Origin of the sequence: Aliarcobacter faecis (assembly GCF_013201705.1) — a bacterium.
Taxonomy (GTDB): Bacteria; Campylobacterota; Campylobacteria; order Campylobacterales; family Arcobacteraceae; genus Aliarcobacter; species Aliarcobacter faecis.
On the sequence record NZ_CP053837.1, the window covers coordinates 1,609,882 to 1,624,312 of the forward strand.

Sequence of the window (14,431 nt, forward strand, 5' to 3'; positions counted from 1 at the left end):
AAAAACTATTTAATTATAATCTTTGCATCTTTCTTTATATTCTTAATTCTCTCATCAATTATAGATTGGAATCTCTCCATCCTTATTTGATTTTCAATGTTACTATAAACTTGTTCTAATTTTATTGTTAAAGGCTCTTGAATTTCATCTAAAAAAATGATATGGTAACCAAACATTGATTTTACAGGTTCTTTTGTAAACTCTTGTGGCTTTAGTTTAATACTTGCCTCCCAAAATTCATCTATCATATCCCCTTTAGCAAACCAACCAATATCTCCACCACTATCTCTTGAACCATCAATAGAGTTTTTACTAGCTAGTTCAACAAAAGCTATCTCTTTACTTTTAGCACTTTCTAACTCTTTTACAATATCTAAAGCTTTTTTTAAATCTTCTACTAAAATATGTCTAGCTTTTAGTTTTTTATCCTGTTTAAACTCATAAAGATGTGCATTATAATAGTTCTCAACCTCATCTTTTGATACTTTTATTTTAGAAAACTCATTTTTCATAAATGATTCAACTAAAAGAGAATTTTTAAAATCCTCTAAAGTTTGTAAAAACTCTTTGTTCTTATCAAGATTATCTTTTTTTGCCTCTTGAATCAAAAGAGTTTTTTCTATTGTTTGATGAAGGGCTAAATTTTGAGCTTTTTTATCCAAATTTTCATAACTTTTTTCTTGATTTGTAGATTTTAAAAAGTTATTTACCTCTTCTTTTGTTATATCTTGACTATTTACTGTTGCTAAAATTTGAGCATTTAAGCCAATAGCTGAAGCTAAAAACAAAGTTGCAATTAATTTCATAAATCTTCCTTATTTTATAGTTTTACTAAAATCTTCAAAACTTTTCTTCTCATAAGAGTTAAATTTTGAAGTATCGCATGTAAGTTGGCTATTACATTTTTCTTTAAAAATATCCATTCCAAAAAGCCTTGGGTAAAATTCTCTATTTTTATTTATAAAGTTATATTTACCAACAGGTACATTTGCACTATATGTAGCTAACTCTTTAAAATTTAAAGTATCAATAACTATAACTTCGCCATTTGACTCATAAATACTTAAATAGGCATATCTCCCATCTCCACTATACTCTGTATGAATATATTTTTTCCCCTCTCTTGGAGTTATAGTTTTAATACTATAATCTTTTTTATCTATTAAAAATAGTTTATCACTTCCATTATCAGCCCATAAATATGGTGTATAAGGATGTGTTTTTACAAAAAAACCATCTCCTCCTATCTCTACTTTTTTTACAAACTCCCAATCATACATTTTCCAAATAGTTATATATGGTTTTTTAATATGTGGTGTTGCAAAATAGAAATTTCCATTTTCATACCAATATGTTGCTGAAAAAAGGTGTGGCATTCCTTTCATCTCATGTTCAAAAACTACACTATTATCTTTTAAACTGTAAACTCTTAAAACATCTCCTCCTCTTGCTGTTCCTATCAAAAAATCTTCAAAAGGGTCTATAAAAAAGTCCTCTATTGGCTCTTTTATTTCACTATAAGTTATCTCAAAAGTTTTTGTATTCAATTTTCCAATAATTGGCTTATCTCTAAATGTAAAAATTGCTTCATCTTTGCTATAAAGTTCATATAAAGCTGAAACTTTTCCATCTATTTTAAAAATTTCTTTTGCCTCCATAGTTTTTGGATTCATCACAACTAACTGTTCTGGTAAAAGACAAGTTGCAAATAAATTTTGCTCATCTCTACTTAAAGAGATATTTCTTAAATTTATACATGCTCTTGATTTATTCATTCTTTGACCAGTTTGTAAAGAGTAGTTTTGAGTCCATCCATCTCGTGTTGGAACATAGATATTTTTCCCATCCATAGTAAATTTTATTCCACCATGAATATTATTTAATGGAAATTTACTCAAAACTCTTGTATCTTCCATAATCCAAGTCTGATTTCCCTCTCTCTCAACTACTGGTAAAACCTGCTCAATATCTTTTATTTTTAAAGGATTAACTGGATCATTAAATGAAGTAATAGATTTGTTAATATCATTTAAATCCCATGTAAAAACACCCTCTACATCACTTTGGATATATCTTGCTATTTGATGTAACTCATATAAAGATAAAAAATCAAACTTTGGCATAAGTGTTTGTGGAAAGCCATCTTTTATCTTTTGTGCTAAAATTTTTTCATCATATTTTTTTAAATTTATAGGAAGTAATGGTGGACCATCTATTCCTACTCTTTTTTCATGATGACAAGAAGCACAGTATTGGTTATACAACTCTTTTCCTATCTCTTTTTTAGGCAATGCCTCAACCATATGTCCAGCAGCTCCATCAACTGCAGCATTAGAATTACTTAAAAAAAAGATTACACATATAATAGATAGTTTTGTTAGAAATTTCATAAAAAGCCCCTGAAATTATTTGAATAGAAATATCAAGCCCTAAGGCTTGATATAATTTTTTAGTAAGTATCGTTCATTGTATTTGTAACATTAAATTTACCAGTTGGAGTTTTAAGTCTTGGATCTTCAATTACTTTTTTTAATTCTAAAGTTTTTGAATCATAAATTAAAATTGCAGTTGCAACCTCTTTATTCCCCCAAATACTTGTCCAAACTTCACTACCATCAGCATTAAATTCAAAGTGAACTGGTCCTCTTGACTCAATAGTTTTACCATTTACTTTAACTGAAGGTAGATATTTTTCAGGAATCTCAATAGTTTTTACAACTTCAAGTTTATCTTTATCAATTACATAAAATGATGTTTGTAATTTTCTATCTGGATTTACAGGTCTATCAGCAAAGATATATTGTGAATTTGGATGACCTTTTACAAATAGATTTCCTCCTCCTTCACCTGGTAATTGGATTTTTTTAACCACTTTCCAAGCATTTTGAGGATGTTTATCTGGATCTGTTCCAATAAATACTATATCATTTGAACCAATATGTCCTGAACCCCATAGTGGTCCATAAGTTGGATGATCAACATTTACTCCTCTTCCTGGGTGTGGTTTATTACCTTCAGATGGAATATTTTTAACTAATTTTCCCTCTTTTGTATCAATAACAGAAATCATATCTCTAGCATTTGCTGCCGTCATAAAATATCTTTTTGATAAATCCCATCCACCATCATGTAAAAATCTTTCAGCTTCAACCATAGTAACTTTTGGATTTTTAATATTTGAGTAGTCATATAACCAAACTTGACCTGTCTCTTTAATATTAATAACCCACTCTGGTTTATCATGCGATGCAATAATAGCTGCAACTCTAGCCTCTCTTAGATACTCATTTTTATCATAAGTATAACTTGCAGTTGAAACAATTTTAAGTGGTTCTAAAGTATCTGCTTCTAAAGTTACAATTGATGGTGGCCAATAACAACCAACAACCGCATATTTATCTAAGTAGTCTTTATGTTTTGATGTATCAATTGCTCTAGCATCGTTACACACTTGAATTTCAGCAACATTTTTAGGCTCTTTCATCCACATATCAATCATAGATGCTTTTCCATCTCTACCAATAACATACATATATCTTCCAGATGCACCTGTTCTTGTAATATGTGTTGCAAATCCAGATGGAACAACAGATTTAATCTCTTTAGTTTTTCCATCAATAATAGCAATTTGCCCAACATCTCGTAAGATTATTGAGAAATAATCTTTCCAATTCTCAGCACCTGCTTCTGGTTTTGTTGGTCTATCTTTTACTGGAACTAAAACTTTATGAGATTTTTTCATATCATCAATTGATTTTTCAGGTGGAGTTTGTGCATCTACTTGAATATATTTAGCCATTAACTCAGTTTGAGCAGCTGTTAATTCACCAGATTTTCCCCAATCAGGCATTCCACCTGGAGTTCCTTCATGAATAATTGTTTTTAAATAATCAGTCCCTCTTGCTTGCATCTCTTTAGCTTCTAAAGTTGGTCCTAAAGCACCTTTTCTAAGCATACCATGGCAACCTGCACATCTATCAAAATATACTTGATTTGCTTCTTTCATCTGTTCAGCAGATAACTTAATCTCTTCCGCCATAGAAACACTTGTAATCCCTAAACTAGCAATTGCTACCATACTTAAAACTTTTGATAATTTCATAACCTTCTCCCTTTTATATAAGATTAATAATTCATATTTTAATTTCTAGCCAATTTAATAGTGGCAAAAAGCCACTATATTCAATTACTTACCCTTTTTAGACTCCTCTTCCAATCTTTTCTTCTCTTGTTTATATATAAAAAACATCGGAAGAACAATAGCTGTATGTAAAAACAGTGTCAAAGTCATAGGACCTTGATTTAGCCATCCAAAGAAACTAGGAACAATGTCCGTAAATTCTGAAAACATAATAACCTCCTTTTATGATTCTTGATTAATTTTTGCATTTTTAATTGTTAATAAATCCATTACTAAACAAACAAAACCAACAAAAGTAACAAGACCCATAGCAAGCCTCCATCCCATAGCTTGCATATACCAAGGACTACTTTGTCCTATAAAGTATGCATCCCAAGTTGCACCAAATTGTGCTCTTTCAATCATAACTTGACCATAACCAGCAATTGTTAAAGCAACTGTCATTCCAACAACTCCAAGAGTAATTAGAGCAAAACCATATTTTGTAAGTTTTGTCATCTTAAGCTCCTTAAGACCAGCTTTCCCTTGAACACCCATATAAAACATTGCTATCATAGCCATTGCAAATGCTCCAAAGAATGCTAAGTGTCCGTGAGCTGATGTAAATTGTGTACCGTGTGTATAGATATTCATTTGTGGTAAAGTATGGAAGAATCCCCAAATACCAGCACCTAAGAAGTTACCAAACGCACTTGCACAAAACCATAGAAATGCAGGAGTATTGTTCATTTGAGCTTTTTCTCCAGCACCTTTTTGTAATCCTTGCTCTTTTCCCCAGTCATACATTACATGCACAAACATAGCAACCAATGGCACAGGTTCTAATGCAGAGAATAAAGCTCCAATTTCCCACCAATATTCAGGTGTTCCTATCCAAAAATAGTGGTGTCCAATTCCTAAAATACCAGATCCAAATAGCATTGCTACTTCAATCCATAACCACATTTCAACAATTTGTCTATTTGCACCAATAATTTTAATTAATGCCCAACCAATAACAGCAGCAACAAATACTTCCCAAGTAGCTTCAACCCATAAGTGAATTACCCACCACCACCAATATTGGTCAATTGAGATATTATTTGTATAAAACATACCAGCTAAGTATAAACCTGCAAGTGCAAGTAAATCAGCCATTAAAACTGTAATAATCCCTGTTCTTTCACCTTTCATAGCTGTTAAATAAACATTTGCTAAGAAAATTAATACAACAACAACTATTCCAATATCAGCCCATCTTGGAGCTTCAATATACTCTCTTCCTTCATTGATTAACCATAAAGTTGTCTCATTTGCAGGTCCAACTTGTATAAAAATATATACAACAACCACAATAGTAACAGCTAAAGTCAATACATAAAATCCAAGTTTTCCTAAAGCTATACCAACAGTTTCAACTTTTGTTTCATCTGGAAGTAGATAGTAAACTGAACCAATCATTGCATATAAAAGCCAAACAACTAAAGCATTAATATGCACCATTCTAGCAACATTGAAATCCAATATTTCAAATAAAAATCCACTAAATACAAATTGAGTTCCAGCAATTAATCCAAATAAAATTTGTGCACCAAATAAAGCAGCTGCTACACAAAAATACATTATTCCTAATTTTTTAGACTCAGATCTTACATTATCTACCATGGATTCCTCCTTCTATTTTCCCATCTTTATTTTCAGTCATTCTTCCGAAATTTCTTGGGAAACCATTTGTATCAATAGATGACATATGTTTTAAAAATGCTACTAAACCTTTTGCTTCTTCGGCTGTAATTCCTAAATTTGGCATCATTCTAGCATTTGATGGATTATCAGATGGATGTTGTAAAAATTCAGCAATAGCTTCCTCTTTAGTCTCTTTACCCATTCTTGCTATATAAGAATCCCATTTAGGATCTAGCCAAGCTTTTGTCAAATCTGGAGCATAATATGCACCATTTCCTAAAAGTGTATGACAGTTCATACAGTTTTTAGCTTGAGAAGCTAACTTACCTAAATTAAGAAGAGCCATAGCCTCTTCCTCACTATAATCATCTCTACCAAAGAACTTCTCTTTTTCACCTATTTTTGGTGTTTCATGACCTCTTTTATCATTCATTTCATAAGAGATTTTATGATTAATAACTGTAGGAGATGGAACTCTTTTTGTTATACCACTATCAAGATCTGCTTGTGTTCCCATTTGAATTTGACTCATTGAGTCAAACGTTAACCAAATTAAAAGAATGGCAGCTACACCAGTAACCCAAGCAGCTGATCTTTGCCAAAAACGATTATCTGTCCAAACAGACACTTTTTTAGACATTGCTACTTTCCCCCTTTTTTATTATTATTTTTCATACTCTTCTTCAGCTTTACTTGTCAAGTAGTAATACAAATGAGGCAAAGTAAAATATGCAATCATAATGATTATTAAGACTTTTCCAACAAAAGGTCCTACTTGAAGTTTTGTAGCCATAAAATACATACAGTAAGCTTGAAGCACCCAAAAAAGATATGCAAAAGGCATATAAAACTTTTTCAAATATCCCATTTTTACTAAGGTATAAATACCTACAAAAAAAGCACCAAATACAAGTACTAAAGATGATGATAAAAATATAGGTAAAAAATCATCCAATGCAATTTCAGGTCTAGTTCTTATAACTTCGTCCAACACTTTGTGACTCCTTTATACTTTTATCTGATGTCATTATATAAGAATGAAAAAAGTTAATATTGATTAATATCAATAAAATAAATGAAAAGTTAATGAATTTAATTTGTTTTGTAAGAAATAGTTATCGTTTTAGTTTTCTTTGTAAAATTTGTTTATCTATAATAGCATAGATAAATCCTACAAAAAGCCCTATAAAGTGTGCATACCAAGCTATTGGGAGTCCAATTAAAAGTGGGGCAACAGAGATTAATAGAATCCAAGTTATTATTCCGCTTCTTTGAGTTTTATCAAAGTATGCTATATAACCCAAAATTGCACAAATAGCTCCACTTGCACCTACTAGATTTACTCTAATATCTACATAAAAAATATATAAAAAGGATAAAAGAGAAGTCAAAATCCCAGTTACTAAATATAAAGTAACAAAACTTTTAGCCCCTCTTGATTTTTCTATTAGGTTTCCAAATTGCCAAAGAACAAACATATTCATTCCTAAATGAGCAATTCCACCATGAGAAAATATAGATGTTAATGGTTGCCAAAAAAAACCACCAACTAAAAAATAGAGATTTAATCCCATAAAAAGTGAGCCTTGTTCAATATTTATTTGAACAATATAGGCCAATACAGTTATAAAAATAATAATATTTGTGGCTGTAAAATCACTTTTTGAGAATTTTTGCATTAGATTAGAGCCTCTTTTAAAACTTCTTCTATTCTATCAACAGCTTTTATCTCTAAAGTATCCTTTACCTCTTGTGGTAAATCATCTAAATCTCTTTCAAAATTCTTTCTAGGGATTAAAACTTTTGTCATTTTTGCTTTAAATGCTGCAATTAATTTCTCTTTTAATCCACCAATAGGAAGAACTTTTCCTGAAAGTGTAAGCTCTCCAGTCATTGCAATATCTGCTTTTATTTTTCTATTACTTAAAACTGAAGCAATTGCTAATGCCATAGTTATTCCAGCACTTGGTCCATCTTTTGGTGTTGCACCTGCAGGAACATGAAGATGAATATCATATCTTTTATAGATTTCACTAACATCTAGTTTTGTATTTTCTTCTTGCTCTTTAAATGTTTTAGGTACTAAACTTTCATCAATTTTTAAACTACCTTCATCAATTAAAAGTTTTACAACAGAGTAAGAGATAATTGAAGACTCTTTCATAACATCACCTAAACTTCCTGTTACTTTTAACTCCCCTTTCCCTTTTAATTTTATAGCTTCAATTTTTAAAATATCTCCACCAACACTTGTCCATGCTAATCCATTTGTAATTCCTACAAAATTCTCTTTATCCGCTGGGTCAATTTCAAAAATAGGATTATCTAAATACTCTTTTAAATCTTTTTGGCTTATTGTTACTTTTTGTAATTCTGGATTTTCTAAAATCTGTTTTACCACTTTTCTAAATAGTTTAGAAAAAACCCTTCTTAAATTTCTCACCCCTGCTTCTCTTGTATATTTAGAGATTATTGCGTCAATTGTTATTTTACTTATACTTACTTCACTTTTAGAAAGCCCGTGTTTTTCAAGCTCTTGAGGAATTAAATAATCTTTTGCAATATGATATTTTTCATTTGGAGTATAAGAGCTAATCTCTATAAACTCCATTCTATCTCTAAGTGGTGCTGGAATATTTCTAATATCATTTGCAGTTGATACAAAAATAACTTGTGATAAATCAACAGGGAAATTAAGATATAAATCTCTAAATTCATGATTTTGCTCAGGATCTAAAACTTCAAGCATAACAGCTGTTGGGTCACCTCTATGGCTAGAACCCAATTTATCAATCTCATCTAAAACCATAACTGGATTCATTTTTTTAGCATCAATTAAACCCTTAATTAATCTTCCTGGCATTGCTCCAACATAAGTTCTTCTATGTCCTCTAAGCTCATTTACATCTTCCATTCCACCTAAAGCGACTCTTATTAGCGGTCTTTTTAATGCTTGTGAAATAGAATTTGCCAATGAAGTTTTACCAACACCAGGAGGTCCTACAAAACATAAAACTGTACCTTTAGATTTTAAATCTTCTATTTTTCTTTGCTCAAGTAGTTGTTTTACTGCAAAATATTCACTAATTCTCTCTTTTGCTTTTTCTAGTGAATAGTGATCTTTATTTAACTGTTTTTCAACACTTGAAACCGAAATTTTTTCATTTGAATACTCTCCAAAAGGAATATCTAAAACTAATTCAACATAAGTTTGTAAAAGTGAAGCATCAGGAGAATCAGGATTCATACGACTAAGTTTTTCAATTTGTCTTTTTGTCTCTTTATAAGCATCTTTACCCATAAAAGGTTTTTTAGCTTTTAGCTTTTTTTTGTAAGATTTAATATCTTCTTCTTTTTGATTATCAACGCCAAGCTCTTTTTGAATAGCTTTAATTTGCTCTTTTAAAAAATAATCTTTATGTGTTTTCTCTATTTTTGAGTTTACTTTTTGAGTTATCTCTTTTTGTATTTTATATGATTCAATCTCTTTATTTATAACCTCAACAATATCTAAAAGTCTTTGTTCTAAATTTGTTTGTGAAAATAGTTTAAAAGCTTCATCTCTCTTAAGATTTAAAACAGAAGAGATTAAATCAGCAACTCTTGAAGCATCATCATTCTCTTCAATAGTTTTTATTAAATCCATAGGGAATTTGCTATTTAATCTTGATAATTTTTTAATACTCTCAATAACAACTTCTATTAAAGATTTAATACTATCTTCTTTAAAAGGCTCATTTTCTATCTTTTCAACAGTTGCTAAAAGTGGTCTAGCCTCATTAAAATCAATAATCTTCCCTTTTGCTAAACCTTGAAAAAGTACCTTTATTTTACCATCTGGTAAAGATACTTTTCTCATAATATTTCCAATAACTCCTATATCATAAAAAGAGTCTTTTTCTCTATTTTTTTCATTTGCAGTTTTTGAAACAGTAACAAGCACAAGCTTGTTAAACTCTATTGCATTTTCAACTGCTTTTATATTTTGCTCATCATTTAAAAAAATTGGAGCTATCATAAAAGGGTATAAAAATAGTTCATCTTCTATAATTAATGGTATTGTTTGTGGAAAATTTTCATAATTTTCTAATTTCATAATTTTATTAACTCCTAAAAAATATTCATATTTATTTAAATTAAAATATATAAATTTTTATTCAAATAATGACCTATAAAATGGTACATCTACTTTTTCTATTTCTGCATGATCAACCCAAGATTCTTCTACTTTTTGTTGATAAATCTTTGAAGCCTCTGTTTTTCCTCTTCTTTCATAAAGATCTGAAATCTCTTTATCAATTGAAGCTTTTGCCATATAAATTCTTGCATTTATTGTATCCACAAGTGGCATATATGGAGAGTTTTTATACTTATTTTTAAAATCCTCTATTTGAGTAATAGTATCATCTAAAAGTTGTTGATTTCTATATTGGTTCTTAAATCCCATAAAATTTGCTTTAATTTTTAAATATCTTACATAATCAATATCTTTACTTAAACTAAATCTTTTTACATATTCATCTAAATAGAAGTTTGCTAAAGCATACTCCTCTTCATCCATATGTGCATTTACTAAAATCAAAAGCGCAGTTGGAATATATGGTGAGTTTCTATGTTCACTTTCAAGAGATGTATAAGTATCATCAGCCTCATCTAAATCATTCATCCCTATTTGTTTCATCATTTTATTGTACCAATAAAGTGCTGGTTTGTTGTACTCTTGTTCACTTTTTGAAGAACAAGCACTAAATGTAAACACTACACAAATTGCCAATAGTAAACTTTTAAACCTAAGATTTTTTACCATTATTTCATCCTTATTTTGTATAAAAGCATTATATTATCTAAAAATTACTTTATAGAAAGATTATTCACAATATTTGATATAATAAAAGAAACTTTTATAAAGGTAAAAAATATGAAACTAACAATTATTGGAAATGGAGTTATGGCTCAATCTTTAGCTATGGGCTTAGTAAAAAATTATGAAGTTGAAATGATAGGTAGAGATATAAATAAATTAAAAGCTATAAAAGAGAAAATCCCTCAAATAGAGATAAAACAGTTAGATGATAAAGAGGATATAAATGGTAAAAATATTCTTTTTTGTGTAAAACCATTTGCTCTTGAAAGTGTCTCAGTTAGGCTTATAGGAACTGCAAATATTTTAATATCCATTTTAGCTGGAACTAGATTAGATTTTTTAAGAAAACAGGTAAAAGCAAAAAATTATGTAAGAGCTATGCCAAATATTGCTGCTAGTGTATTGCAATCAATGACAACAATAACAGGTGATTTAGAGACAAAAGAGATAGCTATGAAACTTTTTTCAACTATTGGTCAATGTGTTTGGGTTCACACAGAATATCAGTTAGATATCGCAACAGCAGTTGCTGGAAGTGGACCTGCATTTTTATCTCTAGTTGCTGAATCTTTAGCTGATGGTGCAGTTAAAGCTGGTCTTGATAGACATTTAAGTACTCAATTAGTACAAGGATTGTTTAGCGGAACATCAGCACTTTTAAGACACTCTCATCCATCATTTATAAAAGATTCTGTTATGAGTCCAGGTGGTACAACTGCTGCTGGGTATGCTACACTTGAAGAGTGTGGAGTTAGAAATGCTATGATTAAAGCTGTTGATGAAGCTTATAAAAAAGCTTGTGAACTTGCAAAAAAATAGTTTCACTTTAATAGAAACTCTAATTAGCCTTACTATTTTACTTATTGTCTTAGCTATTTTCAATCAAATTAGCAAAGACAATTTGGAAGAAGATAAAATTTTCAATCTTTTAAACAGTTTAGAAAATAGTTTTGAACTTAAAAACTACTCAAATTTACAAAAATCTTCTAAAAACATAAATATAATAAAAAATGAAAATATTATTGAGAGTATAAATATCAATGTTTATACATATAAAGATGAAAATATCAAAATTTTTAAATATGAAAAATAGCTTTTCTATATTTGAATTAATCTTAACTTTAGTCATCTCTTCTATTATAATAATATTTTCAAGTCAATATATAAAAGAGATTTTTTTAGAAAATCAAAATGTACAAACTATTGAAAAAGCAAAAATTGATTTAAGAAGTACAAAAATATTTATTGAAAAGAATATACAAAACATAGATAAAATAAGCTTTTCAAATGGTAATCTATATTTTGAAAATTCTAAATTATTAAATCAAATAAAAGATTTTAAAATAGTAAAAAATAGTAAAAATATTGAGATACATATAAATTATGATGATAAAATAGTACAAACTTGGGAATTTCTACTATGAAAAAGGCATATACCCTACTTCTTACTATATTGCTCCTTACTATCTTTAGCTATGTTTCTCTTCAAATTTTACAAACAAAAGCCATAAAAAGTGAAAATATAAAAAATCAGTTTTTATATATACAAGCAAAAAATCATCTATCTTTTTTGGGAAGAGTATCTTAAAAGTATAGATTTAAAAGAGATTGACTCTTTAAAAATAGATGATGATTTTTTTGAAATAAAAGCAATAAAATCAAAGGATTTAAAACATATAAATTTATATGTAAAATCATTTGATTACAATGTGAGAGTTACAAAAATTATTTCTATTGAATAAATCTATAAAATAACATCCAAAACTTTTTTTGCTAATTTTAAAGCATTGTTTCTGTGAGAAAACTCTTGCTTTACTTCAAATTCAAGCTGTCCCAATGTCTTAGAAAAACCTTTTGGAATAAAAAGTGGGTCATATCCAAAACCATTTTCTCCTAACTCTTTATTTAAAACTTCTCCATACATAAAGCCATGTACTGTATAAACCTCATTTTTATAAACCATAGCTATACAAGCTGTATAAAAAGCAGCTGTTTTATCTACTCCTAATTTATTTAATTCATCTATTAATTTTAAATTATTCTCTTTATCACTTGCTTTAAGTCCAGCATACCTAGCACTATAAACTCCTGGTGCATTATTTAGTATAGGTACACTAATACCAGAATCATCAGAGATTACTAAAACTTCACCAAACCCAATTTTTTGAAGTTCATCATATATTGTTTGTGCTTTTTTTATAGCATTTCCTTTAAATGTATCTTTATCTTCTTCAATTTCAAGTTTTCCTAAAATTTCACTAAAGGCAAATACCTCATCATTTGGTAAAAGTTTTTTAAACTCTTTTATTTTACCTTGGTTATTTGATGCCAAAACTATCTTCATTATTAGCCTTTATATTAGTATTATCGATTTTTATATATAATCTGAACAAAAATTATAATATATTTAGGATTATGTATGATTAAATCAGTTATGCCTTTGAGCTTTATTATTGCTCTTAGGTTTTTTGGGCTTTTTATAGTTCTTCCAGTTATCTCAGTTTATGCACTAAGCCTTGAAGGTTCAAATGCAACTTTAGTTGGAATCGTTGTTGGTGGGTATGCCTTAACTCAAGTTATTTTCCAAGTTCCTTTTGGAATAATGAGTGATAAATTAGGAAGAAAAGGAACTATTATTATGGGTCTTTTTCTTTTTGCTATTGGTTCACTAATTTGTGCAATTGCAACAGATATTTACACTTTAATGCTAGGTCGTCTTTTACAAGGATCAGGAGCTATTGGTGCTGTTGTTACAGCTATGATTAGTGATATTGTAAAAGAACACGAAAGACCGAAAGCTATGGCATTAATGGGAATGTTTATAGGTCTTGCTTTTGCTATTGCTATGATTTCAGGACCACTTATTGGTGGATTTATTGGAGTTCCTGTTCTATTTTATATAACTATGGCTTTAGCATTAATTTCTATCTATATTTTAGTAAAAAAAGTTCCAAATCCTCCAAAAATCACTCATACATATAATGAAAAATTAAACTTAAAAGATGTTTTAGGAAATGCAAATATAAATAGAATGCATATTACAAATTTTCTACAAAAAGCTTTAATGACTTTTGCATTTTTAGTAATTCCAATTCTTCTAACAAAAACTTATGGTTGGGAGAAAAAAGAGCTTTGGTATGTATATCTTCCTGCTATGATTTTTGGACTTTTATCTATGGCACCAGCAGCAATTATTGCAGAAAAGAAAGGTAAATTTAAAGAGATTCTAGCTTTAGGAATTCTATTTTTTATAATCTCTTATTTAGTAATTGGATTTAGTTCTAGTGCTTTAGTTTTTTCTATTGGAGTTGTTATATTTTTCATTGGATTTAATATGCACGAACCAATTATGCAATCACTTACTTCAAAATTTGCAAAAGTTCACCAAAGAGGGAGTGTTTTAGGTGTATTTAACTCATTTGGTTATTTAGGAACATTTATAGGTGGAATTTTAGGTGGTATTATGCTTGATAGTATTGATTTATCATCTTTTTCTATCATTATTGCAGTAATTTGTATTTTATGGTTAATATTAATAGTAACTATGCCAAACCCATCTAAAACAAAATCTATATATTTAGATTTAAATGAGTATAAATTAAATCAAATAGTTTTAAATGATACTTCAAAAATTGAAGAGTGGTATATTAATAACAGTGAGAATATTGTAGCTATTAAGTTTGATGAAAAAAATATTAGTGAAGATGAAATTAAATCTCTTTTAAGATAAGAAATGCCAAAAAATATAAAAAAGGATAAGA

General features: G+C 29.0%; 16 protein-coding genes. 5 read left to right on the forward strand and 11 right to left on the reverse strand.

Going from position 1 to position 14,431, the window contains the following annotated elements:
• Window positions 1-5 precede the first annotated feature (5 nt).
• The 10 genes from AFAEC_RS08105 to AFAEC_RS08150 form a co-directional block, all read right to left on the reverse strand.
• A complete protein-coding gene (locus AFAEC_RS08105; protein ID WP_026806150.1) occupies window positions 6-806 on the reverse strand; it encodes a peptidylprolyl isomerase in 801 nt (266 codons plus the stop codon).
• Between the two features lie 9 nt (window positions 807-815).
• Entirely contained in the window at window positions 816-2,390 is a 1,575-nt protein-coding gene (locus AFAEC_RS08110) for a nitrite reductase (RefSeq protein ID WP_051487586.1), read from the reverse strand.
• 59 nt (window positions 2,391-2,449) lie between these two features.
• Window positions 2,450-4,102 (reverse strand): nitrite reductase, encoded by a 1,653-nt coding sequence (locus AFAEC_RS08115; RefSeq protein WP_026806151.1) that lies wholly within the window; start codon window positions 4,100-4,102, stop codon window positions 2,450-2,452.
• 84 nt (window positions 4,103-4,186) lie between these two features.
• The gene (locus AFAEC_RS08120) at window positions 4,187-4,351 is read right to left on the reverse strand and encodes a hypothetical protein (protein ID WP_164467006.1); all 165 of its coding nucleotides are present in this window, start codon (window positions 4,349-4,351) and stop codon (window positions 4,187-4,189) included.
• A 12-nt stretch (window positions 4,352-4,363) separates the two neighbouring features.
• Window positions 4,364-5,785, reverse strand: coding sequence for a cbb3-type cytochrome c oxidase subunit I (locus AFAEC_RS08125; RefSeq protein ID WP_026806152.1), 1,422 nt, complete (start codon window positions 5,783-5,785; stop codon window positions 4,364-4,366).
• Window positions 5,775-6,446: a c-type cytochrome gene (locus tag AFAEC_RS08130; protein WP_026806153.1), complete on the reverse strand. Its 672-nt coding sequence runs from the start codon at window positions 6,444-6,446 to the stop codon at window positions 5,775-5,777. The genes AFAEC_RS08125 and AFAEC_RS08130 overlap by 11 nt, the downstream gene beginning before the upstream one ends.
• Window positions 6,447-6,470: 24 nt before the next feature.
• The gene (locus tag AFAEC_RS08135; protein ID WP_026806154.1) at window positions 6,471-6,800 is read right to left on the reverse strand and encodes a hypothetical protein; all 330 of its coding nucleotides are present in this window, start codon (window positions 6,798-6,800) and stop codon (window positions 6,471-6,473) included.
• A gap of 121 nt (window positions 6,801-6,921) precedes the next feature.
• Window positions 6,922-7,485, reverse strand: a complete 564-nt coding sequence (locus tag AFAEC_RS08140) for a rhomboid family intramembrane serine protease (protein ID WP_026806155.1) — start codon at window positions 7,483-7,485, stop codon at window positions 6,922-6,924.
• Window positions 7,485-9,902, reverse strand: coding sequence for an endopeptidase La (gene lon, locus AFAEC_RS08145; RefSeq protein ID WP_026806156.1), 2,418 nt, complete (start codon window positions 9,900-9,902; stop codon window positions 7,485-7,487). The genes AFAEC_RS08140 and lon overlap by 1 nt, the downstream gene beginning before the upstream one ends.
• A 57-nt stretch (window positions 9,903-9,959) precedes the next feature.
• Window positions 9,960-10,613, reverse strand: coding sequence for an outer membrane protein assembly factor BamD (locus AFAEC_RS08150; RefSeq protein WP_026806157.1), 654 nt, complete (start codon window positions 10,611-10,613; stop codon window positions 9,960-9,962).
• A gap of 111 nt (window positions 10,614-10,724) precedes the next feature.
• On the opposite strand from AFAEC_RS08150, the gene AFAEC_RS08155 reads away from it, so the two are divergent.
• Genes AFAEC_RS08155 through AFAEC_RS08170 form a run of 4 tightly spaced genes read left to right on the forward strand, consistent with a single transcriptional unit; the run spans window position 10,725 to window position 12,258 of the window.
• Window positions 10,725-11,489 carry a pyrroline-5-carboxylate reductase gene (locus AFAEC_RS08155; RefSeq protein WP_026806158.1) on the forward strand — a complete coding sequence of 255 codons (765 nt, stop codon included), beginning with the start codon at window positions 10,725-10,727 and terminating at the stop codon, window positions 11,487-11,489.
• Window positions 11,476-11,763, forward strand: a complete 288-nt coding sequence (locus AFAEC_RS08160) for a pilus assembly FimT family protein (protein ID WP_026806159.1) — start codon at window positions 11,476-11,478, stop codon at window positions 11,761-11,763. Before AFAEC_RS08155 ends, AFAEC_RS08160 begins: the two co-directional genes overlap by 14 nt.
• The gene (locus AFAEC_RS08165) at window positions 11,729-12,094 is read left to right on the forward strand and encodes a hypothetical protein (RefSeq protein ID WP_172658645.1); all 366 of its coding nucleotides are present in this window, start codon (window positions 11,729-11,731) and stop codon (window positions 12,092-12,094) included. Before AFAEC_RS08160 ends, AFAEC_RS08165 begins: the two co-directional genes overlap by 35 nt.
• Window positions 12,091-12,258, forward strand: a complete 168-nt coding sequence (locus tag AFAEC_RS08170) for a hypothetical protein (protein WP_154656344.1) — start codon at window positions 12,091-12,093, stop codon at window positions 12,256-12,258. The genes AFAEC_RS08165 and AFAEC_RS08170 overlap by 4 nt, the downstream gene beginning before the upstream one ends.
• 156 nt (window positions 12,259-12,414) lie before the next feature.
• Here the strand turns inward: AFAEC_RS08170 and AFAEC_RS08175 are convergent, their stop codons facing one another.
• Window positions 12,415-13,014: a non-canonical purine NTP pyrophosphatase gene (locus AFAEC_RS08175; protein WP_026806161.1), complete on the reverse strand. Its 600-nt coding sequence runs from the start codon at window positions 13,012-13,014 to the stop codon at window positions 12,415-12,417.
• A gap of 75 nt (window positions 13,015-13,089) precedes the next feature.
• Between AFAEC_RS08175 and AFAEC_RS08180 the strand changes: the two genes are divergently transcribed.
• The gene (locus AFAEC_RS08180) at window positions 13,090-14,400 is read left to right on the forward strand and encodes an MFS transporter (RefSeq protein WP_026806162.1); all 1,311 of its coding nucleotides are present in this window, start codon (window positions 13,090-13,092) and stop codon (window positions 14,398-14,400) included.
• Window positions 14,401-14,431: the final 31 nt, after the last annotated feature.

Coding starts and splice junctions, on each gene's coding strand:
- AFAEC_RS08105 (WP_026806150.1), bottom strand. CDS start 806: ATGAAATTAATTGCAACTTTGTTTTTAGCTTCAGCTATTGGCTTAAAT.
- AFAEC_RS08110 (WP_051487586.1), bottom strand. CDS start 2,390: ATGAAATTTCTAACAAAACTATCTATTATATGTGTAATCTTTTTTTTA.
- AFAEC_RS08115 (WP_026806151.1), bottom strand. CDS start 4,102: ATGAAATTATCAAAAGTTTTAAGTATGGTAGCAATTGCTAGTTTAGGG.
- AFAEC_RS08120 (WP_164467006.1), bottom strand. CDS start 4,351: ATGTTTTCAGAATTTACGGACATTGTTCCTAGTTTCTTTGGATGGCTA.
- AFAEC_RS08125 (WP_026806152.1), bottom strand. CDS start 5,785: ATGGTAGATAATGTAAGATCTGAGTCTAAAAAATTAGGAATAATGTAT.
- AFAEC_RS08130 (WP_026806153.1), bottom strand. CDS start 6,446: ATGTCTAAAAAAGTGTCTGTTTGGACAGATAATCGTTTTTGGCAAAGA.
- AFAEC_RS08140 (WP_026806155.1), bottom strand. CDS start 7,485: ATGCAAAAATTCTCAAAAAGTGATTTTACAGCCACAAATATTATTATT.
- lon (WP_026806156.1), bottom strand. CDS start 9,902: ATGAAATTAGAAAATTATGAAAATTTTCCACAAACAATACCATTAATT.
- AFAEC_RS08150 (WP_026806157.1), bottom strand. CDS start 10,613: ATGGTAAAAAATCTTAGGTTTAAAAGTTTACTATTGGCAATTTGTGTA.
- AFAEC_RS08155 (WP_026806158.1), top strand. CDS start 10,725: ATGAAACTAACAATTATTGGAAATGGAGTTATGGCTCAATCTTTAGCT.
- AFAEC_RS08165 (WP_172658645.1), top strand. CDS start 11,729: ATGAAAATATCAAAATTTTTAAATATGAAAAATAGCTTTTCTATATTT.
- AFAEC_RS08170 (WP_154656344.1), top strand. CDS start 12,091: ATGAAAAAGGCATATACCCTACTTCTTACTATATTGCTCCTTACTATC.
- AFAEC_RS08175 (WP_026806161.1), bottom strand. CDS start 13,014: ATGAAGATAGTTTTGGCATCAAATAACCAAGGTAAAATAAAAGAGTTT.
- AFAEC_RS08180 (WP_026806162.1), top strand. CDS start 13,090: ATGATTAAATCAGTTATGCCTTTGAGCTTTATTATTGCTCTTAGGTTT.